The sequence below is a fragment of the Streptomyces sp. B1I3 genome, assembly GCF_030816615.1.
Lineage (GTDB): Bacteria > Actinomycetota > Actinomycetes > Streptomycetales > Streptomycetaceae > Streptomyces.
Map to the genome: position 1 here is coordinate 6,885,278 of NZ_JAUSYD010000001.1, position 21,947 is coordinate 6,907,224.

Consider the following 21,947-nt stretch of genomic DNA (forward strand, 5'->3'; position numbering starts at 1 on the left):
GCCGCACCGCCGCGAGGCCGGGGGAACACTCCGGGTACGGCTGTCGGGCAGTGGCCGGCGCGAGGGTACGCCTGATATTCGACGGTCATGCGCCGATACCCTCCCATAGTGGGGCACGGTCCGGTGGTCGACCTGCAGACGCGTGCGCCGGTTTCGCGCGGGGCGTCGTCGACCGGTTCGCCGCACCCGGCCCGGCTTGCCGAGCGACTTCGCCACGCTGCCCGACTGCGAGCGCGGGGGCTCCGTGCGACTGCCACCCGACGGTCGCGGGCCGTACCCGCGATCAGCTCCACCATCCGCACCGCCGTGCCCGCCACGCGGTTCATACCGGCCGACGGAGCCGGCGAGGTGCTCGGCCGGCGGCGGGGCCGGCCGTCACTCCTTCTTGTCGTCCCACTCCCGGCCGAGCAGCCAGCTGTCGAACGTGCGCAGCACGGCCACGAGCGCCGCCCCCAGACGCCAGTCGTATCCGGGCGCGTGCAGGTGCAGCGCGTCGCCCTTCGACCTGAACTCCAGCGGCACCTCCCCGCCCGCACGCCACACGATGCGACGCGGCCCACGCGCCGCGTCGCCGTCACCGCTGAACAGGCTTAGTACAATGATCAACGTCTGGAGCGGGGAAAGCAGCCACCACACGAACCACCAGAAGGTCCGGCCCTTGAAGCCCACCGCGTCCACGCCGCCCGCCGGCGTCACCGTCCAGCGGGTACGCAGGCCCCTGCCTCGCAGTGCCTTCTCGCGGACGATCGTGCCGATGGGCTCGCCGTGCGCGCCGAGCACCTGATACGTCGCGACACCGCTCCCGGCCGACACGGTCACCAGGGTGGCCAGCCGCTGCCGGCGGTGCTCGTCCGCCCACAGCACGAAGGAGCGCGCACCGCTGCCCCGTGCTGCCCGGTACGCGGGTATCCCGCCCGGCGGCAGTTCGCGCTCCACGTACGCCACCACACGCTCCGGCCCCGAGCCGTCCGCGCACAGCACCAGCTGCACCGCCGGAGCAGGCGCGCCGGCCTCGGCCACCGCCCCCGCGCCGCGTGGCACGGGCCCCGTCCTCAGTACCCTGCTCACCGCTGTGCCTCTCCGTGATGTGTCGTACCCGCCTGAGAGGATCCGTAGGTGGAATCCCCCGAACCCCTGCCCGCCCTCTTCCCCGGACCGCAGCCGGAAGCCCGCCGCCGCGAGGCCCCCCGCCCGGTGCGCTGCGCCCTGTGCGGGCGCCCCCTCACCGGCACGGAGTCACGCCGCACCGGCCTGGGCCCGGCCTGCGACGCCAAGCTGCACCCCGCCGGGCCGGACATCCGCACCCGACGGCACGGGGTGGACCAGGACCCGCTGCCCGGCACCTGATCCGCACCGAGCAAGCACCGCTAGGGCGTGTTTCGAAAGTCCCGCCTGCCCTTCGGGCAGACGACGCTACTTTCGAAACCCGCCCTAGGCGTCGCCGAGCCGCCGGAAGAGCCCCTCCTGCACCACGGACACCAGCAATTGTCCCTGGCGGTCGTAGATACGACCTCGCGCCAGACCCCGGCCGCCCGTCGCGATCGGCGACTCCTGGTCGTACAGGAACCATTCGTCCGCACGGAACGGCCGGTGGAACCACATGGCGTGGTCCAGCGACGCCATGTCGAAGCCCCGCGGCCCCCACAGCGGCTCGACCGGGATCCGGACGGCGTCCAGCAGCGTCATGTCGCTCGCGTACGTCAGCGCGCAGGTGTGCACCAGTGGGTCGTCCCCCAGCGGGCCGACCGCGCGCATCCACACGGCGCTGCGCGGGTCGGCGTCCTCGGTCTCCTCCCGTGTCCAGCGCAGCCGGTCGACGTAGCGGATGTCGAAGGGCTGCCGACGGGCCATCCGCTCCAGTGCCTCCGGCAGTGCGCCCAGGTGCTCGCGCACCTCGTCGGCGACCGTCGGCAGCTCCTCCGGGCCGGGGACCGTGCGGGCGGGCGGCAGCTGGTGTTCGAAGCCCGCCTCCTCGGGGCGGTGGAACGACGCCGTGAGGTTGAAGATCGTCCGGCCCTGCTGCACGGCCGTCACCCGCCGGGTGGTGAAGGACCGGCCGTCCCGCACCCGCTCGACGTCGTACACGATGGGCACGCCCGGGCGGCCGGGCCGCAGGAAGTAGGCGTGCAGCGAGTGGACGGGGCGGTCCCCGTCGGTCGTGCGGCCGGCCGCGACCAGCGCCTGCCCCGCGACCTGCCCCCCGAAGACCCGCTGCAGGGACTCCTCGGGGCTGCGGCCACGGAAGATGTTGACCTCGATCCGCTCCAGGTCGAGCAGGTCGACCAGGCGCTCGGCGGGGTTCGTCATGCGGTGCGTCTCCTCTTCGCCTGATCGGTGCCCGGTCACAGCTGACCCACGGCCGTGACCCGGACGACCGCCCGGCCCTCCTGGTCGGAGGCCGCCAGATCGACCTCCGCGCCAATGCCCCAGTCGTGGTCGCCGGCCGGGTCGGCGAAGGCCTGCCACACCCGCCACAGACCGTGCTCCGGGTCCTCGTCGATCTTCAGCAGCTTCGGGCCACGCGCGTCCGGACCGGTACCGAGGTCGTCGTGCGCGTCCCAGTAGCCGTCCATCGCCTCGCCCCAGGCGTCCTCGTCCCAGCCCGAATCGGCGTCCAGCTCGCCCAGTTCGCGGACGCGGTCCAGTGCGGCCAGCTCCACCCTGCGGAACATCGCGTTGCGCACCAGGACCCGGAAGGCGCGGGCGTTGGCCGTGACCGGCTTGACCTCGTCGGCCCGTTCCTGCGCCTGCTCGGCGGTCTCCACGTCCGGGTTGGCCAGCTGCTCCCACTCGTCCAGCAGACTGGAGTCCACCTGACGCACCATCTCGCCGAGCCAGGCGATCAGGTCCTCCAGGTCCTCGGACTTCAGGTCGTCCGGGATGGTGTGCTCGAGTGCCTTGTACGCGCTCGCCAGATAGCGCAGCACGATTCCCTCGGTACGGGCCAGCTCGTAGTTCGACGTGAACTCCGTGAAGGTCATGGCCCGCTCGAACATGTCCCGGATCACCGACTTCGGCGACACCGGGTGGTCGCTCACCCACGGGTGGCTCGTGCGGTACACGTCGTACGCGTGCCAGAGCAGCTCGCTCAGCGGCTTCGGGTACGTGACCTCCTGGAGCCGCTCCATCCGCTCCTCGTACTCGATTCCGTCCGCCTTCATCTGCCCGACGGCCTCGCCCCGTGCCTTGTTCTGCTGGGCGGCGAGGATCTGCCGCGGGTCGTCGAGCGTCGACTCGACGACGGAGACCATGTCCAGGGCGTACGAGGGGGATTCGGCGTCCAGCAGGTCGAAGGCGGCCAGGGCGAAGGTGGACAGCGGCTGGTTGAGCGCGAAGTCCTGCTGCAGATCGACGGTGAGCCGTACGATCCGGCCCTCGGCGTCCGGCGTGGCGAGCTGCTCCACCACACCGCCGTCGAGCAGCGACCGGTAGATGGCGATGGCCCGCCGGATGTGCCGCAGCTGCGCCCTGCGGGGCTCGTGGTTGTCCTCCAGCAGGTGACGCATCGCATCGAAGGCGTTCCCCGGGCGGGCGATCACCGAGAGCAGCATCGTGTGCGTGACCCGGAAGCGCGAGGTCAGCGGCTCCGGATCGGACTGGATCAGCTTGTCGAAGGTGGTCTCCGACCAGGCGATGAAGCCCTCGGGCGCCTTCTTGCGGACCACCTTGCGCTTCTTCTTGGGGTCGTCGCCCGCCTTCTTGACGGCCTTCTCGTTCTCGATGACGTGCTCGGGGGCCTGTGCGACGACGAAGCCGGCGGTGTCGAACCCGGCCCGGCCGGCGCGGCCGGCGATCTGGTGGAACTCCCGCGCGCGCAGCGTACGCACCCGGGTGCCGTCGTACTTGGTGAGAGCGGTGAAGAGCACGGTGCGGATCGGTACGTTGACGCCGACGCCCAGGGTGTCCGTACCGCAGATCACCTTCAGCAGGCCCGCCTGCGCCAGCTTCTCGACCAGGCGGCGGTACTTGGGGAGCATCCCCGCGTGGTGCACTCCGATCCCGTGGCGGACATAACGGGACAGGTTCTGGCCGAACTTGGTGGTGAAGCGGAAGTTGCCGATCAGGTCGGCGATCTTCTCCTTCTCCTCCTTCGAGCACATGTTGATGCTCATCAGCGACTGGGCGCGCTCGACGGCCGCGGCCTGGGTGAAGTGCACGATGTAGACGGGCGACTGCCGGGTGTCCAGCAGTTCGGTGAGCGTCTCCGTGATCGGGGTCAGCCGGTACTCGTAGCTCAGCGGAACCGGCCGCGTCGCGGAACGCACCACGGAGGTCGGCCGCCCGGTCCGGCGGGTCAGGTCCTGCTCGAACATCGAGACGTCGCCGAGCGTCGCCGACATCAGCACGAACTGTGCCTGCGGAAGCTCCAGCAGCGGGATCTGCCAGGCCCAGCCCCGGTCCGGCTCCGCGTAGAAGTGGAACTCGTCCATCACCACCTGGCCGATGTCGGCGTACTTGCCGTCACGCAGCGCGATGGAGGCGAGCACCTCCGCGGTGCAGCAGATGACCGGGGCGTCGGCGTTGACCGAGGCGTCGCCGGTCAGCATGCCGACGTTCTCCGTACCGAAGAGCTTGCAGAGGTCGAAGAACTTCTCCGAGACCAGGGCCTTGATCGGGGCCGTGTAGAACGTCACCTTGTCCTGGGCCAGCGCGGTGAAGTGGGCGCCGGCCGCCACCAGGCTCTTCCCGGAGCCGGTGGGGGTCGAAAGGATCACGTTCGCGCCGGAGACCACCTCGATCAGTGCCTCCTCCTGAGCCGGATAGAGGGTGATGCCCTGCGATTCGGTCCATGACGAGAAGGCCTCGAAGAGGGCGTCCGGGTCGGCGGTCGGGGGCAGCTGATCGATAAGGGTCACACCCCCATCTTGCCTGGCCCGTGTCCGGATGAGGGAACCGGAGGACGGCGCGAAGATCACGGACGATACGCTGCCCACTCAACTCGGCCGCCCTGCCCGGGCAGTGGCGGCCCGGCCGAGCACAGGGCCGGATCACGACGGGGGCGGAACAGCCATGATGGGACCGGCACACTCATTGTCAGGGGCGGCGGCCTGGCTGGGGGTGGGCGCCGCGGCCGCGGCGGCGGGCCACACGATGCCCTGGCCCGTCCTCGCCGTGGGGGCACTGATCTGCGCCGGCGCCGCACTCGCCCCGGACCTCGACCACAAGTCGGCCACCATCTCCCGTGCCTTCGGACCGGTCTCCAAGGGCGTCTGCGAGATAGTCGACAAGCTTTCGTACACCGTCTACAAGGCGACCCGGGGCCCCGGCGACCCGCGCAGGAACGGCGGCCACCGCACCCTCACCCACACCTGGCTCTGGGCGGTGCTGATCGGCGCCGGAGCCTCGGCCGCCGCCGTCTTCGGCGGCCGTTGGGCGGTCCTGGGCATCCTCTTCGTCCACCTCGTGCTCGCCGTCGAGGGCCTGCTGTGGCGGGCGGCACGGGTGTCCAGCGACGTCCTCGTGTGGCTGCTGGGCGCCACCAGCGCGTGGATCCTCGCAGGAGTGCTCGACCAGCCGGGCAACGGCTCGGACTGGCTCTTCGACGCGCCCGGCCAGGAGTACCTCTGGCTCGGGCTCCCCATCGTGCTCGGCGCCCTTGTCCACGACATCGGCGATGCGCTGACCGTCTCGGGCTGCCCGATCCTGTGGCCGATACCGCTGGGCCGCAAGCGCTGGTACCCCATAGGTCCGCCGAAGGTCATGCGCTTCCGGGCCGGCAGCTGGGTGGAGCTCAAGGTGCTGATGCCCGCGTTCATGGTGCTCGGGGGAGTGGGCGGAGCCGCGGCCCTCAACATCATCTGACCGCCTGCACGCTTTTCCCGCCGGACGGTGCGCCCGCTGCCGTGAGCGGCGACGGTGTAGCACCATGACCGTATGCTGCTCGCCCGCCTCGCACACGTGTCCCTGGAGGTCGCCGCGGCGTCGGCGCGGACCCGGAAGACCGGCCTGCTGGCCGAACTCTTCCGGGAGGCCGGTCCCGAGGACGTCCCGGTCGTCATCCCGTACCTGGCCGGACGCCTCCCGCAGGGGCGGCTCGGCATCGGGTGGAGCGCCCTGGGCGATCCGGTGGCGCCCGCGGACACACCCTCGCTGACCGTGGCGCAGACCGACGCGGAACTGTCGGCGATCGGGGCGCTCACCGGCCCCGGCTCGCAGGCCGCCCGCAAGGAGCGCGTGCAGCGGCTCCTCGCCGCGGCCACCGCCGAGGAACAGCACTTCCTGCGGGGCCTGCTCACCGGCGAGGTGCGCCAGGGAGCGCTGGACGCCGTCGCGGTCGACGCCCTGGCCGGAGCCACCGGGGCGCTCCCCGCCGACGTACGGCGGGCCGTCATGCTCGGCGGCTCGCTCCAGGCCGTCGCCCGGGCGCTGCTCGCGGACGGCCCCGAGGCGCTCGCCGCCTTCCGGCTCACCATCGGCCGGCCGGTCCTGCCCATGCTGGCGCACACCGCACGGTCGGTCACCGAGGCGATCGGCAAGCTGGGGCCCTGTGCCGTGGAGGAGAAACTGGACGGCATCCGGGTGCAGGTGCACCGGGACGGGCCGAAGGTACGGGTCTACACCCGCACCCTCGACGACATCACCGACCGGCTGCCCGAACTGGCCACCGCGGCCGTCGGCTTCCCGGCCGACAGCTTCGTCCTGGACGGCGAGGTCCTCGCGCTCGCGGACGACGGCAGGCCCCGCCCCTTCCAGGAGACCGCCGCCCGGGTGGGCTCCCGCCGCGACGTGGCCACCGTCGCGGCCGCGGTCCCCGTCAGCCCCGTCTTCTTCGACGTACTCTCCGTGGACGGACGTGAGCTCCTGGACCTCCCCTTCGCCGAGCGGCACGCGGAGCTGGCAGCGCTGGTTCCCGAAGCCATGCGGGTGCGGCGCGTCGCCGTGACGGACCCCGCGGACGCTGCGGCGTGCGAGAGCGCGGTGGCCTTCTTCGAGGAGACCCTGGCGCGGGGGCACGAGGGCGTGGTGGTCAAGGGGGAGTCCGCTCCCTACAGCGCGGGCCGGCGCGGCGCGTCCTGGCTGAAGGTGAAACCCGTGCACACCCTGGACCTCGTGGTGCTGGCCGCCGAATGGGGCCACGGAAGGCGCACCGGGAAGCTGTCCAACCTGCACCTGGGGGCGCGGCGGGAGGACGGTACGTTCGTGATGCTCGGCAAGACGTTCAAGGGGCTGACGGACACGATGCTCGCCTGGCAGACCGAACGGCTCCGGCAGCTGTCCACCGGTGACGACGGGCACGTGGTCACCGTCCGTCCGGAACTCGTCGTCGAGATCGCCTACGACGGGCTGCAGACGTCGACCCGCTACCCCGCGGGGGTCACCCTGCGCTTCGCCCGGGTGCTGCGCTACCGCGAGGACAAGGTGGCGCAGGAGGCGGACACGGTCGACACCGTGCTGTCCCGGCAGACATGACGGCGGCCCCCGCCGGGCGGCAGGGACCGTGGTCCGACATCAGGTTCAGCCGCGGCCACCCGCCGACGCGGTGTGCGCGTGGATCTGTTCCGCGGTGAGATAGGCGTCCGTGTACTCGAAGTCGCGCAGGGTGGCGGGCTGGCGGGCCTGGAAACCGGTGCGTACGAAGTCGTCCCCGGCGATCGCGTTCAGCATCCAGTTGGTCAGCACCCTGGTCTTGGCGACGTTGGTCCGGAGCGCCGACCAGTGGTAGCCGCGCGCCACCGCCTGCGCGGGGAGGCCCTTCAGCTCGATGCCCAGGGGCTTGGACACGGCGTCCCGGCCGCCGAGGTCCACGACGAGACCGAGATCCTTGTGGACGTAGGGACGCAGCGGTGTGCCCCGCAGGGAGGCGATGATATTGCCGGCGAGCGCACGGCCCTGGCGCATGGCGTGCTGCGCGGTCGGCGGGCAGATGGCTCCGTCGCCCTTGGCCAGGTCCGGTACCGCCGCCGCGTCGCCCAGCGCGAACACGCCGCCGGCTCCGGGCAGCGTCATCTCGGGAGTCACCGCGAGCCGGCCGCGTACCGTCTCGGCGTCGAGTGTGGCGACGAGCGGGCTGGCCGCGACCCCGGCGGTCCAGATCAGCGTGCGGCAGGGCAGCACCCGGCCGTCCGTGAAAGTCACCTTCTCGGGCCCCGCCTCGGCGACCGAGACCCCCAGCGAGACCTCGATCCCGCGCTTGCGCAGGATCTCCAGGGCGCTGAGCCCGAGCTTGTCGCCGAGCTCCGGCATGAGTTTCGGCGCGATGTCGATCAGGTGCCACTTGATCAGCTTCGGGTCCAGCCGCGGGTAGTGCCGGACGGCGCTGGCCGTGAGCCGCTGCAGACACGCGGCCGTCTCCGTGCCCGCGTAACCGCCGCCCACCACGACGAACTGAAGCCGTGAGGCACGCTCGGCCTCGTCGTGACTGGCGTCGGCCAGGTCGAGCTGGGAGATGACGTGGTCGCGGATGTAGGCGGCCTCGGCCAGCGTCTTCATGCCCCGGGCGTTGTCCACGAGGCCGGGGATGTCGAACGTCCGGGTGACGCTTCCGGCAGCCAGCACCAGGTAGTCGTACGGCTCGTTCACGATCTCGTCGGTGATCTTGCGGATGACACAGATCTTCGCCTTGGTGTCCACCCCGATGGCCCCGCCCGGCACGATGCGCGTGCGGTGGCGCCGGCTGCGGCGCAGGGAGACGGCGACCGACTGCGGGGTCAGCACACCGGAGGCCACCTGTGGAAGCAGGGGCAGGTAGAGCTGGTACGAGAACGGCGTGACGAGCGTGATGTCCGCCTCGCCGGGAGCGAGGCTGCGTTCCAGCCGGCGCACGCACTCGATCCCGGCAAAGCCGGCGCCGACAACGAGAATCCTGGGTCGTGCCACGGTCTGCGTCCCTTCTCGGGCTTACGCGGTCATCGCTCGCCTGCCCCGGATCCGGGGCCAGTCACTCCTCATCCTTACCGGATGAGGCGGAGTTCGCCTCTTGTGCGGCGGGCGCGGCCCGGCCCCGCACCGGCCGCGGGTGACATGGCCCGGAGCCGGTGCGCAGGCGCTCACCCGTGCCAGGACCGCCAGAGTGCCGCGTACGCGCCGTCGGCCGCCACCAACTCGTCATGGCTGCCCAGCTCGCTGATCCTGCCGTCCTCGACGACCGCGATCACGTCCGCGTCGTGCGCCGTGTGCAGCCGGTGCGCGATCGCGATCACCGTACGGCCGTCCAGCACCCGGGCCAGCGAGCGCTCCAGGTGCCGGGCCGCCCGCGGGTCGAGCAGTGACGTGGCCTCGTCGAGCACCAGCGTGTGAGGATCCGCCAGTACCAGCCTGGCCAGGGCGATCTGCTGCGCCTGCGCCGGAGTGAGAGCGAGGCCGCCCGAGCCGACCTCGGTGTCCAGGCCGCCCTCCAGGGCCCCCGCCCAGCCGTCCGCGTCGACCGCCGCGAGGGACGCCCACAGCTCCGCGTCCTCGGCGCCCGTGCGGGCCAGCAGCAGGTTGTCCCGGAGCGACCCGACGAAGACGTGGTGCTCCTGGTTGACCAGGGCCACGTGCGCCCGGACGCGCTCCGCCGTCATCCGCGACAGTTCGGCCCCGCCCAGCGTGACCTCACCCGTACGGGGGGCGTAGATCCCGGCCAGCAGCCGTCCCAGGGTGGACTTGCCCGCGCCGGACGGGCCGACCAGCGCGAGGCGCGTACCCGGGGCGACGTCCAGCGACACCTCGTGCAGGACGTCCACACCGGCGCGGTAACCGAAGCGCACGTGGTCCGCCCGCACCTGCCGGCCGTCCGGGCCGACCAGGTCGTCACCCGCGTCCGGCTCGATCTCCCGCACGCCGACGAGCCTGGCCAGGGACACCTGGGCCACCTGCAGCTCGTCGTACCAGCGCAGGATGAGACCGATGGGGTCGATCATCATCTGCGCCAGCAGCGCGCCCGTGGTCAGCTGCCCGACCGTGAGCAGGCCCTCCATGACGAACCAGCCGCCGAGCAGCAGTACCGCGCCGAGAATCGTCACGTACGTGGCGTTGATGACGGGGAAGAGCACCGAGCGCAGGAACAGGGTGTACCGCTCCCAGGCCGTCCACTCCCCGACCCTGCGGTCCGACAGCCCGATCCTGCGGGCTCCCAGCCGGTGGGCCTCCACGGTCCGCCCCGCGTCCACGGTCTCGGCCAGCATCGCCGCCACCGACGCGTAACCGGCGGCCTCGGAGCGGTAGGCGGACGGAGCCCGGCGGAAGTACCAGCGGCAGCCGGTGATCAGCACGGGCAGGGCGATCAGCACCGCCAGGGCGAGGGGCGGGGCCGTGACCGTGAGCGCACCGAGCAGCAGCCCGACCCACACCACACCGATCGCCAGCTGCGGCACGGCCTCACGCATCGCGTTGGCCAGCCGGTCGATGTCCGTAGTGATCCTGGAGAGCAGGTCTCCGGTACCGGCCCGTTCGAGAACACCCGGCGGCAGCCCGACCGCCCGCACGAGGAAGTCCTCGCGCAGATCGGCCAGCATCTCCTCGCCGAGCATCGCACCGCGCAGCCGCATGGTCCGCGTGAAGACGGTCTGCACGATCAACGCCAGGGCGAACACGGCGGCCATCCGCTCCAGGTGAAGGTCGGTCACCCCGTTCGAGAGGTCCTCGACCAGCCCGCCCAGCAGGTACGGCCCGGTGATCGACGCGGTGACCGCGATCGCGTTGACGCAGACGAGTGCCGCGAACGCTCTCCGGTGACGCCGCAACAACGAGCGGACGTACGTCCGTACGGTCGCCGGTGCGCCGACCGGCAGGGTCGTCGCCGACTCCGGGGCGGCCGGGTCGTACGCCGGTGGTGCGACGCCGATCATGCCCTCTCCTCGATTTCCTCGATCGCCTCGACCGACCCCAGGGTGTCGATTCCGGCGAGCTCCTCGGATGCGGCGGGTGCCGCGATCTCGTCGTCGGACTCACGGGTGACGACCGCCCGGTAGCGCGGCTCCTGCACCAGCAGTTCGCGGTGGGAGCCGACCGCCACGACCGTGCCGCCGTGCACCAGCACCACACGGTCGGCGCAGTCCAGCAACAGCGGGGACGAGGCGAACGCCACCGTCGTACGGCCCTCACGCAACCGCTTGATGCCCGCGGCCACCCGGGCCTCCGTGTGGGAGTCGACGGCGGACGTCGGCTCGTCGAGGACCAGCACCTCCGGGTCGGTGACCAGCGAACGGGCCAGCGCGAGCCGCTGGCGCTGGCCCCCGGACAGGGACCGGCCGCGTTCGGTGATCCGGGTGCGCATGGGATCGCCCTCCGTGTCGAGCGACGCCTGGGCCAGCGCACTCAGCACGTCACCGCACTGGGCGGCGGTCAGCGCGTCCTCGGCGCTGACCGCCCCGGAGGACGGTACGTCGAGCAACTCCCGCAAGGTGCCGGAGAGCAGTACCTGATCCTTGTCCTGGACGAGTACCGCGGCCCGGGCGGACTCGAGCGGCAGCTCATCCAGCGGCACGCCGCCGAGCAGGACCGACGGGACCGGCGGGGACGTGTCCTCGGCCTCGCCGTGGACCGTGTCCCCGGTCTCGGGGTGGGACGTCTCCGCGGCTCGCTGCGCTTCTCCCGTCCCGGCCCGCGGCGTCTCCCCGGTCCCGGCGTGCCGCGTGGTTCCGGTCGCGGCGTGCTGCGCGTCTCCGGTCCCGTTGTGTGACGTGTTCCCGGTCTCGGCGTGCCCGCCGAGACGCTCGGCGAGCCGGCCCGCCTCGTCGGGATCACCGCAGACCACGGCGGTGAACAGGCCCCGCGGCGCCATCAGTCCGGTCACCGGGTCGTAGAGATCACCCTCGGGCGCCATGGCGTCCATCGTCGAGGGCCGGGCGCTGCGCCGCAGCGACAGCACCCGGACCGCGCGCTGGGCGGACGGCCGGGAGAAGGAGTACGCCATGGCGATCTCCTCGAAGTGCCGCAGGGGGAAGAGCATCAGCGTCGCCGCGCTGTACACGGTGACCAGTTGACCCACGTCGATCCGGCCGTCGCCGGCCAGCGTCGCCCCGTACCAGACCAGTGAGATCAGCAGAGCCCCGGGCAGCAGCACCTGGATCGCGGAGATGAGCGCCCACATCCGCGCGCTGTGCACGGCGGCCTCACGGACCTCCTGGGAGGCGCGCCGGTAGCGGCCCAGGAACAGTTCCTCGCCCCCGATGCCGCGCAGCACCCGCAGCCCGGCGACCGTGTCGGAGGCCAACTCGGTGGCCCGGCCCGCCTTCTCGCGCTGCAGGTCCGCCCGCTGGGTGGCCCGGGGGAGCAGTGGCAGGACGGCCAGTGCGAGGACGGGTACGGCGACGGCCACCAGCACGCCGAGCGAGGGCAGGTACAGGACGAGCCCGACGCAGATCAGGACGAGCGCGGTGGCGGCGGCCACGAAGCGCGACAGTGCCTCGACGAACCAGCCGATCTTCTCCACGTCTCCCGTGGAGACGGCGACGACCTCGCCCGCCGCGACCCGCCGCGTCAGTGCCGAGCCGAGCTCGGCCGTCTTGCGGGCCAGTAGTTGCTGGACGCGCGCCGCGGCGGTGATCCAGTTGGTGACCGCCGTCCGGTGGAGCATCGTGTCGGCCACGGCGATGAGGACGCCCAGGAGGACGATGAGCGCCCCGGCCAGGGCGAGACCCCTGCCGGACCGGTCGATGACGGCCTGGACCGCCAGCCCCACGGTGAGCGGCAGCCCGGCGATCGCACACTGGTGCAGCAGCCCCCAGGAGAGGGACTTGAGCTGGCCGGTGAGCTGACTGCGGCCGAGCCAGAACAGAAACCGTGGGCCTGAACGGACATCGGGGTCGCCGGGATCCGAGTACGGAAGATCGCGAATCTGCATGACGTCCCAAGGATCGGAAGGGCGGAGACCCGTGGCGGGCCGCGTGGAACATGGGGGACCAAACCGTGCAAGGTTCGCGTCCCGCGCCCGTCCGAGGCAACCGATTAATCGCGCCGGAGCGGCGGAGACCGTCTCCGGGTGACCGGTGCGGGTCCCCGCGCGGGTGTGGCCTCGGCCCCTGTCCTCGCCTCGCGGCCTCGCCCCGCGGACTCGTCCGCGGGGCGAGGCCGCGAGGAGCCAGGACCCGGTCCGCCCTACTCCGCGGGCCGCTCGGAGTCCATGCCCGGCCGGGACTTCTCCCACTCGCCACGGGTGAAGTCCGGTATCTGCTGCGGAGCGCCCTTGGCCTTGACGGAGAGGTGACTCAGCGGCACCGGCGCCGTCCAGGTGGCCGCGTCGTACACGTCGAAGTCGGGCGCGAGCCCGAGGCGCATGCACTGCATCAGCCGGAACACCAGCATGTAGTCCATTCCCCCGTGCCCACCGGGCGGATCGGCGTGTTCCTTCCACAGCCAGTGGTCGAAGTCGGCGTAGGCGGAGAAGTCCCCCCACTGGTCGTCCGTGTGATCGGGCTCGAGGTAGATCCGCGCCGGGTAGTCCTCGAAGACCCCCTTCGTGCCGCCGAGACTGTTGATCCGTGAGTACGGGTGGGGCGTCGACACGTCGTGTTCGAGGCGGATCACGCGGCCCTTGGCGGTCTGGACGAGACTGATCGTCCGGTCGCTCTCGATGTACGTCTCCTTCCAGCTCGGGTCACCGGCCGGCATGTGCTTCTCGCGGTACTCGGCGAGACCGAGCGAGGGGGAGCCGACGCTGGTGATGCTCACCGCGCGGTCACCCCGGTTGATGTCCATGTAGTTGGCGACCGGCCCGAAGCCGTGGTTGGGATAGAGATCGCCGCGCAGCCGGGTGTGCCACAGCCGCCGCCAAGGGCCCTCGTAGTAGTCGGGGTCGAACATCAGGCCGCGCAGATCATGGTTGTACGCGCCCGCGCCGTGCAGCAGGTTCTCCAACTGCATGCAGTGCCGGCGGGTCCGCTCCGAGAGATCGACCAACTCCCAGAGCTGGTCGAGCCGCAGGGCGACAGGACACTCGACGCCGACGTGCTTGCCGTTGAGCATGGCGGTCTTCGCCATCTCGAAGTGGAAGTCCCAGGGCGTCGCCACGTAGACGAAGTCGATGTCCCCGCGCTTGCAGAGGTTCTCGTAGTCGTCCTCCCCCTTCGTGTACACGGCGGGGGCCGGCCTGCCCGCCGCTGTCACCTTCGCGGCCGCCCGCTCGGCCTTGGCCCGCACGGGGTCGCAGACGGCGACGACCCGGACGCCGGTGACGGCGAGGAACAGGTCGATCATGCTGCCGCCGCGGTTGCCGAGCCCCACGATGCCGACCCGCACGGTGGAGCGCCGACCGAAGGGCACCCCGGCCATGGTCGCGCCCCTGCGGGCGGGGGTGGACGCGGGGGAGCCGGCGCCGGCCGGAGGGCGGTCCGCCGCCGAGGCCGTACCGCTGCCGAGTGTTCCGAGGCCGAGCCCGGCACCGGCGACGCCGGCTGCTCCGGCCGTGGTGCGAAGCACCGAACGACGGCTCAGCGAGCCGTCGTTCGCGGTCCGGTGGTCCTGGTTCCGGTCGTGGTCGTGGTCCTGGTTCCGGTCCTGGGCCTGTGAAGCGTCGTCATTCATCGAGCCTCCAGAAAGGGGGATCCGACGGTGCGCGTACGGTCCGGAACCTGGAAGGGCGTGACGGTTCCCGAACCTCGTCAAGGACCCTGGACGGCGGGAACACCGATCCGCAAGGGACGCGATTGGACTCTCGCGCCCAAACCATGGACTTTCCCATGGCTTTCCCGCGGCGCAGAAAACGCCCCCTCGACGTGGCCGCGGAGGGCCCGGGGGCGTCACCGGGGCGACGGAGTCAGGCGGCCTGCCCTGCGGCCCACAGGGCCCGCCGAGCCAGGGGTGACGGCCTCAGCAGCGGCGCTCAGGCATCCCGTCGACCAGAGCGGTCATCAGACCGCCCAGCACCTCGCGCTGTTCGGTGGTCAGGGGGGCCAGGATCTCTTCCGCTGCCGCCTTGCGCGCGTCGCGCAGCGAGCGGAGCACAGTCCGGCCCGCATCGGTCATCTCGATGCGGACCACCCGGCGGTTGGTCGGATCGGGGACACGGCGCACCCGGCCGCTCGCCTCCAGGCCGTCCACCAGGGTGGTCACCGCCCGCGGGACGACGTCCAGCCGCGCGGCCAGGTCGGCCATCCGGGGCGGCCCGTCGTAGTGCGCGACCGTGCGCAGCAGACGGAACTGCGCCGGTGTGATGCCTATCGGCTCCAGTTGCCGGCCCTGGATGCGCTGGAGGCGGCGCGTCAGTCTCAGCAGCTGCTCGGCGAGGAGGCCGTCGGAGTCGGGGGAGTCCATGAGGGAACAATATCAGGACCTTGTTCATTGTGAGTAGAGGTAACAATGAGCTAAGCTCTCACATCTGCACACCCGTCGCCGCACGCCTCCGTTCCGCGCCTGCCGGCCACATGCTGTCGAAGGAGCCCATGAAACCCGACGAACCCCTGTGGACACCCCCCGCCGGAGACGCCGGGCAGCCGCCCGCCGAGCTCCGCCGCATCTTCCGCCTCTTCCACCCGTACCGCGGCAGACTCGCGGTGGTCGGGCTGCTGGTCGGCGCCTCGTCACTGGTGTCGGTCGCCTCCCCGTTCCTGCTCCGCGAGATCCTGGACACCGCGATCCCCCAGGGGCGCACGGGACTGCTCACGCTGCTCGCCCTCGGCATGATCCTCACCGCCGTGACGAACAGCGTCTTCGGCGTCCTGCAGACCCTGATCTCCACGACGGTCGGCCAGCGCGTCATGCACGACCTGCGGACCGCCGTCTACGCACAGTTGCAGCGGATGCCGCTCGCCTTCTTCACCAGGACCCGCACGGGCGAGGTCCAGTCGCGCATCGCCAACGACATCGGCGGTATGCAGGCGACGGTCACCTCCACCGCGACCTCGCTGGTCTCCAACCTCACCGCGGTCATCGCCACCGTGGTCGCCATGCTCGCGCTCGACTGGCGCCTCACGGTCGTCTCGCTGCTCCTGCTGCCGGCCTTCGTCTGGATCAGCCGCCGTGTCGGCCGGGAGCGCAAGAAGATCACCACCCAGCGCCAGAAGCAGATGGCCGCCATGGCGGCGACGGTCACCGAGTCGCTGTCGGTCAGCGGCATCCTGCTCGGCCGCACCATGGGCCGCTCGGACTCGCTCACCCGGGGATTCGCCGAGGAGTCGGAGCGCCTCGTCGACCTCGAAGTGCGCTCCAACATGGCCGGACGCTGGCGCATGTCGACGATCGGCATCGTGATGGCCGCCATGCCCGCCGTCATCTACTGGGCCGCCGGACTCACGCTCCAGTCGGGTGCCACTGCCGTGTCCCTCGGGACCCTGGTCGCCTTCGTCTCCCTTCAGCAGGGGCTCTTCCGGCCCGCGGTGAGCCTGCTCTCCACCGGCGTGCAGATGCAGACGTCCCTGGCCCTGTTCCAGCGGATCTTCGAGTATCTCGACCTCGAGGTAGACATCACGGAGCCCGAGAAGCCCGTGCGGCTCGAGAAGATCCGCGGCGAGGTCTCCTTCGAGGACGTCACCTTCGGCTACGACGAGAAGAGCGGCCCGACCCTGAGCGGCATCGACGTGACCGTGCCCGCCGGCACGAGCCTGGCTGTCGTCGGCCCCACCGGTTCCGGCAAATCAACCCTCAGCTACCTGGTACCGCGGCTCTACGACGTGACGGGCGGCCGGGTCGCGATCGACGGTGTCGACGTGAGGGACCTCGACTTCGACACGCTCGCCCGGGCCGTCGGCGTCGTCTCGCAGGAGACGTATCTCTTCCACGCCTCGGTCGCGGAGAACCTCCGCTTCGCCAAGCCGGACGCCACCGCGGAGGAGATCGAGGCCGCGGCCCGCACGGCTCAGATCCACGACCACATCGCCTCCCTGCCCGACGGTTACGACACCCTGGTCGGCGAGCGCGGCTACCGCTTCTCGGGCGGCGAGAAACAGCGGCTCGCGATCGCCCGCACGATTCTCCGGGACCCGCCCGTGCTCATCCTCGACGAGGCGACCAGCGCCCTCGACACCCGTACGGAACACGCCGTCCAGCAAGCGATCGACGCGCTCTCCAAGGGCCGCACCACCCTCACCATCGCCCACCGTCTGTCGACCGTCCGGGACGCGGACCAGATCGTCGTCCTGGACAACGGCCGGGCTGCCGAGCGCGGGACGCACGAAGAACTGCTCGAGCGGGACGGCCGCTACGCCGCGCTGATCCGCCGCGACAGCCACCTGGCCCCTACGGTCACCTGAGGGGGCAGGCCGCCCCGCTGAGGGAGCAGCCCCGCTGTGGAGGCGGCCCTCCGTGCGGCATGATCGCCGCCCATGAGAGCACTGCTCGGGGTACCACTCCCCGGACACCGCCCCTCTGACAACGGCGGCAGCGGCAACGGCCAGGACGACGCGTGGGTGAACGACGACGGCGATGTGCTGTCGGTGCACTACTTCGGCCTACCCCCGGATCTTCCGACGGGCCTGGACGACGGTCCGGCACTGCGCAGCACACTCACCCACCGGACCGCGCAGGCGGGCGGCGGGCTGATCGAGGCGTCGGTGAAGAGGCTGGGCGAGCTGCCGGCCCTCCGGCAGATACTCAAGCTGCCACTGCCCCGGCGGACCACCGGACAGGCGTTCATCGGCAGTTACACGGTGCCGCGTGCGGGCTGCAGCACGGTGGTCGAGGTCCAGGCCCCGGAGCGGGGGATGACAGGCAGGCGGGAGGCCGTGATCCTCGCCGAGGTCGGCCCCGACCGGTACTACCGGCCGCACCCGTACGCCCCGGACGTGCAGGGTGGCCTTCCCTTCCACGCAGCCGACCATGCCCGGTGGGACGAGAAGTTCCCCGACCATCCGCTCAGCCGGGTACGCCGTACCCTCGACGCGCTCGCCCAAATGGTCACCCTGAAACCTGCGTTCGCCGCACGCGCGCCCTTCGCCGGCCCTGCTGCCCATGACGCCGGGGTGTGACGAGCAGCTCGCCCGCGGCAGCGCCGCCGCTCGCGTAGGCCGGGGCGGCGACGCCCACGCGGAGAAGTGGCCGGCCGAGCCCGCCCACCGACGGAGCGCTCCGGCCAGCAACCGCGTGGCCGGGCGGACGGGCATCAGACCGGCGCTCCGGCCAGCAACCGCGTGGCCGGGCGGACGGGCATCAGACCGGCGCTCCGGCCAGCAACCGCGTGGCCGGGCGGACGGGCATCAGACCGGCGCTCCGGCCAGCAACCGCGTGGCCGGGCGGACGGACATCAGACCGGCACGCCGGCCAGCAACCGCGTGGCCGGGCGGACGGACATCAGACCGGCACGCCGGCCAGCAACCGCGTGACCGAACGGACCGCCGCCCGCCCGGCCCGGTTGGCGCCGATCGTGCTGGCGGAGGGCCCGTACCCGACGAGATGCACGCGCGCGTCCCTCACGGCCCGGGTGTCCTCGACCCGTATCCCGCCACCCGGCTCCCGAAGCCGCAGGGGTGCCAGGTGATCGACGGCGGCCCGGAAGCCGGTGGCCCACAGGATCACATCGGCCTCGACCGCACGGCCGTCGGCCCAGACCACTCCGCTCGGAGTGATCCGGTCGAACATGGGGAGCCGATCGAGGACTCCTTCGGCGCGTGCGCGCCGGACGGCATCGTTCAGCGGCAGCCCGGTCACACTCACCACGCTCTGCGGAGGGAGGCCGCGCCGCACACGTTCCTCCACCATGGCCACGGCCGCCCGCCCCTGTTCCTCGCCGAAGGGGCCCTCCCGGAACACCGGAGGCCGCCGCGTCACCCAGTGCGTGGCCGCGGCCACCTCGGCGATCTCCATGAGGTGCTGGGTGCCCGAGGCGCCGCCACCGACCACGACCACCCGCAGGCCGGCGAACTCGGAGGGACCCGGGTAGTTCGCGGTGTGCAACTGCCGCCCCCGGAAGGTCTCCTGGCCGGGATAACGCGGCCAGAAGGGCCGGCCCCACGTGCCGGTGGCGTTGATCAGCGCACGCGTGGCGTACTTACCCTCGGACGTCTCGACAAGCAGCCGGCCGCCCTCACCCTCGCGCACGGCGCTCACCTCGACCGGCCGGTGCACCCGCAGGCCGAAGCGCTCCTCGTACGCGTCGAAGTACGCGCCGATCACCTCCGACGACGGCCGGCCGTCGTCGGCGCCCGCGAGCTCCATGCCGGGCAGGGAGTGCATACCGTGCACCTTGCCGTACGTGAGGGAGGGCCAGCGGAACTGCCAGGCGCCACCCGGCCGGGGGGCGTGATCGAACACGACGAAGTCCCGGTCCGGCCCGAAACCGGCGCGCCCCAGGTGGTAGGCGGCGGACAGGCCGGCCTGTCCTGCCCCGATCACTACCACGTCCAGCTCGCGCACCCCAAAGTCGTTCACCCTTCTACCAACTCTGGGCGGGTCCTGGATCTTCCCGGCGGCGCACCCGTACCACCGGCGTCAGAATGGGGCCATGCCCGATTCCTTTGCCACCCACGTCCTGCACATCACCACCGGACGGACCGAGACGGTCACCGACCTGACGGCTGAGTGCGAACGCTTCCTCGCCGACGCCGCTCACGGCCGGGACGGCCTGCTCAACGTCTTCGTGCCCCACGCCACGGCCGGTATCGCCGTCCTGGAGACCGGAGCCGGCAGTGACGACGACCTCCTCGCGGCCCTGCAGACCCTGCTCCCCGCCGACGACCGCTGGCACCACCGCCACGGCAGCCCGGGCCACGGCCGCGACCACGTCCTGCCCGCCCTCGTGCCACCGCACGCCACGCTGCCGGTGATCGGGGGGCGGCTGGAGCTCGGGACGTGGCAGTCGGTGTGCCTGGTGGACACGAACATGGCTAAAGACAACCGTCAGGTGCGTCTGAGCTTCCTGGGCTGACCAAGATCGTTCAGCTGGGTCGTGCCGCCGATTCTCCGTACCATGCGCGCTCGAACGGAGAGAAGAAATGCGCGGTACGGACCTCAATGCGATCGAACGACCCTACGACGGATGCGGCAAGTGCCTGCTCGGAGTGCGGCGGCTGTCGCGCGTGAAGCTGGCGACGTCTTCGCCTGAGCGCCAGCGCGAGAACGTCCTCGCTGCCGCCGCCTCCGTCGGTGCCCACATCATCGGCTGGGCGGACGACTGGGAGGTCTCCGGCGCCACCGATCCCGTGACCCGTCCCAGCCTGGGCCCGTGGCTCCGTGACGAGAAGGGCCCGTACGACGGCTTGGTCGCCGCAGCGGTGGACCGGCTCGGTCGCAACGTCGTCGACTGCCTGAACACCGGCTACAAGATGCGGGACGAGAAGAAGATGCTCGTCACGTACGGGCACGACGGAGCCTGGAACCTCGACGACCCCGCCGACGAGAACCGTTTCACCATGGAAGCCTGGGGCGCGCAGATGGAACTGCGCGCGATCCAGCGCAGGAACCGTGACGCCACCGTCAAGACCCGTGCCGCCAGCCGCCCGAAGGGCAAGCCGTCGTACGGCTTCCAGTACGTGCGGAAGGTAATGGGAGGGAAGATCGATCAGGTCGAACTGCACCCGCATGCGTCGGAAGTGCTGCGGAACGTCGCCCGCCGCATCCTTGCCGATCCGGACAACGTCACCTGCAGCAGCGAGGCCGCGCGTCTCAACCGTGCCGGGGAACCGTCACCCGCGGATCACCTGGCCGTGATGTACGGCAAGCCGGCAGGTGGACGACCGTGGTCGCCGCAGAGCCTGAAGAACATCCTTCTGTCGGAAGCCACCCTCGGGTATCTGATGCACCGCGACAGGCCCGTCCTCGGCAGGGGGGACGGTCACCCCGTACGGCTCTGCGAGGGGCTGTGGGACCGGGCCACACACGAGGCGCTCAGGAGCGCCATCCTCTCCCGGAAGGCTCCCTGGACCCGCCGCTCCAACCGCGAATACCTGTTGACCACGGTCGCCCTGTGCGGGCAGTGCCATACGCGGCTCTACACCCAGACGTCGCAGGGCGCCCCACCGCGCTACACGTGTACGGCGCGGAACAAGGGCTGGCTTCAGGCGCAGCACTGCCGACCTGCACCCCTCATCAACGCTCACCTTCTGGACGCCTACGTCGAGGAGTGGTTCCTCCGAGAGTTGGGTGACGGCGTGATCTACGAGACGGTGTATGACCCGGGCAACGGCATCGCCGAGCGCGTGGCGGAGAACCGGGCCAGCCGTGAACGGCTGCGAGCCGACCGTGACGCCGGGCTGTACGACGCCCCGGACGACGCGGTGTGGTTCCGGGACCGATACGCCGCTTTGGGACGGGAGTTGGCCGCTCTCGAGGCTGAGCCGAGGCGGGCGCCTGGCATGGTCCGGCGGCCGACCGGCGAGACGGTCGCCGACCGTTGGTTCCGCGCTGCGGATGTACAGGCGCGAAAGGAGATCCTGATCGACTTCGGTGTACGGGTGACGCTCTTCCCGGCCAGTGCTCCCGTTCGCTGGGTGCCCGGCTTCATGCACGGTCCCGAACAGGACCCGATGGCCCTGCTATAGGGAAGAGGCTCCCGGGTGGCGCTGAGCGCGCTGCCCGGGGGCGTCAGCGTCGGGCTGCCGGGGCCGAGCAGTGATGCGCCCCCTTACAGGCCGATGTCGGCCGGGCCAAGCCGACCTTCTCCGGGATCCTTTGGGAGTGATGCACGGCGACGAGGTGAGTGATGTGACGCAAGCTGCAGAGCGGTGATGCGTGAGAAGGCAGTGGCGGAACTGCAGGTCGAGAAGACGACCTCCGGTGTGCAGTGGTTGATCAAGTCCTGGGATCGGCAGATCGACCGAGCGATCGCAAAGGCGTTGCCGGCGGAGCGATGCCTCGGATCTGTCGGATCAGGCGAGTGGGTACGGACTCTGTTGGTCGACGAGGTATCGGTGCGCATCACAGACGCAGATGCCGTGCTTATCGGCCGAGCAGGAGTCGAGGAGGAAGCGGGCGAGCGATGTCCTTGCCGAGGTGGCGATGAGGCTCGATCGAGCGAGCAGTACGGCTGACTCTGCGGATGCCACTTCGGCGGTGTATGCCGAAAGTCCTTCATGCGGATCAGTCCAGGAAAGGCTCCGCAGGCGGCGCTCCTGTTCAGCTTTCAGGCTGTGCCGGAGAGCGGACCTGTTCTCATGCGG

Annotated in this window: 16 protein-coding genes; 7 read left to right on the forward strand and 9 right to left on the reverse strand. The window is 71.2% G+C overall.

From position 1 onward, the window contains the following. Positions 1-375: 375 nt before the first annotated feature. Complete coding sequence (locus QFZ58_RS31365; RefSeq protein WP_307128237.1) at positions 376-1,068, reverse strand: hypothetical protein; 693 nt, start codon at positions 1,066-1,068, stop codon at positions 376-378. 48 nt (positions 1,069-1,116) lie between these two features. Between QFZ58_RS31365 and QFZ58_RS31370 the strand changes: the two genes are divergently transcribed. Next, on the forward strand, positions 1,117-1,347 hold the full coding sequence (locus tag QFZ58_RS31370) for a DUF6011 domain-containing protein (RefSeq protein ID WP_373428618.1): 231 nt from the start codon (positions 1,117-1,119) through the stop codon (positions 1,345-1,347). Between the two features lie 84 nt (positions 1,348-1,431). On the opposite strand, the gene QFZ58_RS31375 is transcribed toward QFZ58_RS31370, so the two are convergent. Together QFZ58_RS31375 and QFZ58_RS31380 are read right to left on the reverse strand one after the other, a co-directional pair. Next, on the reverse strand, positions 1,432-2,307 hold the full coding sequence (locus QFZ58_RS31375) for an acyl-CoA thioesterase II (RefSeq protein ID WP_307128238.1): 876 nt from the start codon (positions 2,305-2,307) through the stop codon (positions 1,432-1,434). 35 nt (positions 2,308-2,342) lie between these two features. Then, positions 2,343-4,856 (reverse strand): RNA helicase, encoded by a 2,514-nt coding sequence (locus QFZ58_RS31380; RefSeq protein ID WP_307128239.1) that lies wholly within the window; start codon positions 4,854-4,856, stop codon positions 2,343-2,345. Positions 4,857-5,010: 154 nt separating this feature from the next. Between QFZ58_RS31380 and QFZ58_RS31385 the strand changes: the two genes are divergently transcribed. Together QFZ58_RS31385 and QFZ58_RS31390 are read left to right on the forward strand one after the other, a co-directional pair. Further along, positions 5,011-5,802, forward strand: coding sequence for a metal-dependent hydrolase (locus QFZ58_RS31385; protein WP_307128241.1), 792 nt, complete (start codon positions 5,011-5,013; stop codon positions 5,800-5,802). Positions 5,803-5,874: 72 nt separating this feature from the next. Then, entirely contained in the window at positions 5,875-7,410 is a 1,536-nt protein-coding gene (locus QFZ58_RS31390) for an ATP-dependent DNA ligase (protein WP_307128242.1), read from the forward strand. A 45-nt stretch (positions 7,411-7,455) separates the two neighbouring features. On the opposite strand, the gene QFZ58_RS31395 is transcribed toward QFZ58_RS31390, so the two are convergent. The 5 genes from QFZ58_RS31395 to QFZ58_RS31415 form a co-directional block, all read right to left on the reverse strand. Then, positions 7,456-8,817 (reverse strand): NAD(P)/FAD-dependent oxidoreductase, encoded by a 1,362-nt coding sequence (locus QFZ58_RS31395; RefSeq protein WP_307128243.1) that lies wholly within the window; start codon positions 8,815-8,817, stop codon positions 7,456-7,458. Between the two features lie 170 nt (positions 8,818-8,987). Beyond that, positions 8,988-10,769, reverse strand: coding sequence for an ABC transporter ATP-binding protein (locus QFZ58_RS31400; RefSeq protein WP_307128244.1), 1,782 nt, complete (start codon positions 10,767-10,769; stop codon positions 8,988-8,990). Then, entirely contained in the window at positions 10,766-12,766 is a 2,001-nt protein-coding gene (locus QFZ58_RS31405; protein ID WP_307128245.1) for an ABC transporter ATP-binding protein, read from the reverse strand. The genes QFZ58_RS31400 and QFZ58_RS31405 overlap by 4 nt, the downstream gene beginning before the upstream one ends. Before the next feature lie 254 nt (positions 12,767-13,020). Continuing rightward, positions 13,021-14,445 carry a Gfo/Idh/MocA family protein gene (locus tag QFZ58_RS31410; RefSeq protein ID WP_307128246.1) on the reverse strand — a complete coding sequence of 475 codons (1,425 nt, stop codon included), beginning with the start codon at positions 14,443-14,445 and terminating at the stop codon, positions 13,021-13,023. Between the two features lie 285 nt (positions 14,446-14,730). Then, positions 14,731-15,174, reverse strand: a complete 444-nt coding sequence (locus QFZ58_RS31415; protein WP_307128247.1) for a MarR family winged helix-turn-helix transcriptional regulator — start codon at positions 15,172-15,174, stop codon at positions 14,731-14,733. Positions 15,175-15,302: 128 nt separating this feature from the next. Between QFZ58_RS31415 and QFZ58_RS31420 the strand changes: the two genes are divergently transcribed. Together QFZ58_RS31420 and QFZ58_RS31425 are read left to right on the forward strand one after the other, a co-directional pair. Next, positions 15,303-17,108 carry an ABC transporter ATP-binding protein gene (locus QFZ58_RS31420; protein WP_307128248.1) on the forward strand — a complete coding sequence of 602 codons (1,806 nt, stop codon included), beginning with the start codon at positions 15,303-15,305 and terminating at the stop codon, positions 17,106-17,108. 72 nt (positions 17,109-17,180) lie between these two features. After that, positions 17,181-17,822 carry a hypothetical protein gene (locus tag QFZ58_RS31425; protein WP_307128249.1) on the forward strand — a complete coding sequence of 214 codons (642 nt, stop codon included), beginning with the start codon at positions 17,181-17,183 and terminating at the stop codon, positions 17,820-17,822. A 322-nt stretch (positions 17,823-18,144) separates the two neighbouring features. Here the strand turns inward: QFZ58_RS31425 and QFZ58_RS31430 are convergent, their stop codons facing one another. Then, positions 18,145-19,206, reverse strand: a complete 1,062-nt coding sequence (locus QFZ58_RS31430; RefSeq protein ID WP_307129059.1) for an NAD(P)-binding domain-containing protein — start codon at positions 19,204-19,206, stop codon at positions 18,145-18,147. Between the two features lie 88 nt (positions 19,207-19,294). Between QFZ58_RS31430 and QFZ58_RS31435 the strand changes: the two genes are divergently transcribed. Beyond that, positions 19,295-19,717 carry a secondary thiamine-phosphate synthase enzyme YjbQ gene (locus tag QFZ58_RS31435; protein ID WP_307128250.1) on the forward strand — a complete coding sequence of 141 codons (423 nt, stop codon included), beginning with the start codon at positions 19,295-19,297 and terminating at the stop codon, positions 19,715-19,717. Between the two features lie 67 nt (positions 19,718-19,784). Continuing rightward, on the forward strand, positions 19,785-21,329 hold the full coding sequence (locus QFZ58_RS31440) for a recombinase family protein (protein ID WP_307128251.1): 1,545 nt from the start codon (positions 19,785-19,787) through the stop codon (positions 21,327-21,329). Positions 21,330-21,947 lie beyond the last annotated feature (618 nt).

Bases quoted from the DNA above. Each gene is read 5' to 3' on its own strand.
- QFZ58_RS31375 (WP_307128238.1), bottom strand. From the start codon at position 2,307: ATGACGAACCCCGCCGAGCGCCTGGTCGACCTGCTCGACCTGGAGCGG.
- QFZ58_RS31385 (WP_307128241.1), top strand. From the start codon at position 5,011: ATGATGGGACCGGCACACTCATTGTCAGGGGCGGCGGCCTGGCTGGGG.
- QFZ58_RS31390 (WP_307128242.1), top strand. From the start codon at position 5,875: ATGCTGCTCGCCCGCCTCGCACACGTGTCCCTGGAGGTCGCCGCGGCG.
- QFZ58_RS31400 (WP_307128244.1), bottom strand. From the start codon at position 10,769: ATGATCGGCGTCGCACCACCGGCGTACGACCCGGCCGCCCCGGAGTCG.
- QFZ58_RS31405 (WP_307128245.1), bottom strand. From the start codon at position 12,766: ATGCAGATTCGCGATCTTCCGTACTCGGATCCCGGCGACCCCGATGTC.
- QFZ58_RS31410 (WP_307128246.1), bottom strand. From the start codon at position 14,445: ATGAATGACGACGCTTCACAGGCCCAGGACCGGAACCAGGACCACGAC.
- QFZ58_RS31415 (WP_307128247.1), bottom strand. From the start codon at position 15,174: ATGGACTCCCCCGACTCCGACGGCCTCCTCGCCGAGCAGCTGCTGAGA.
- QFZ58_RS31420 (WP_307128248.1), top strand. From the start codon at position 15,303: ATGAAACCCGACGAACCCCTGTGGACACCCCCCGCCGGAGACGCCGGG.
- QFZ58_RS31425 (WP_307128249.1), top strand. From the start codon at position 17,181: ATGAGAGCACTGCTCGGGGTACCACTCCCCGGACACCGCCCCTCTGAC.
- QFZ58_RS31435 (WP_307128250.1), top strand. From the start codon at position 19,295: ATGCCCGATTCCTTTGCCACCCACGTCCTGCACATCACCACCGGACGG.
- QFZ58_RS31440 (WP_307128251.1), top strand. From the start codon at position 19,785: ATGCGCGGTACGGACCTCAATGCGATCGAACGACCCTACGACGGATGC.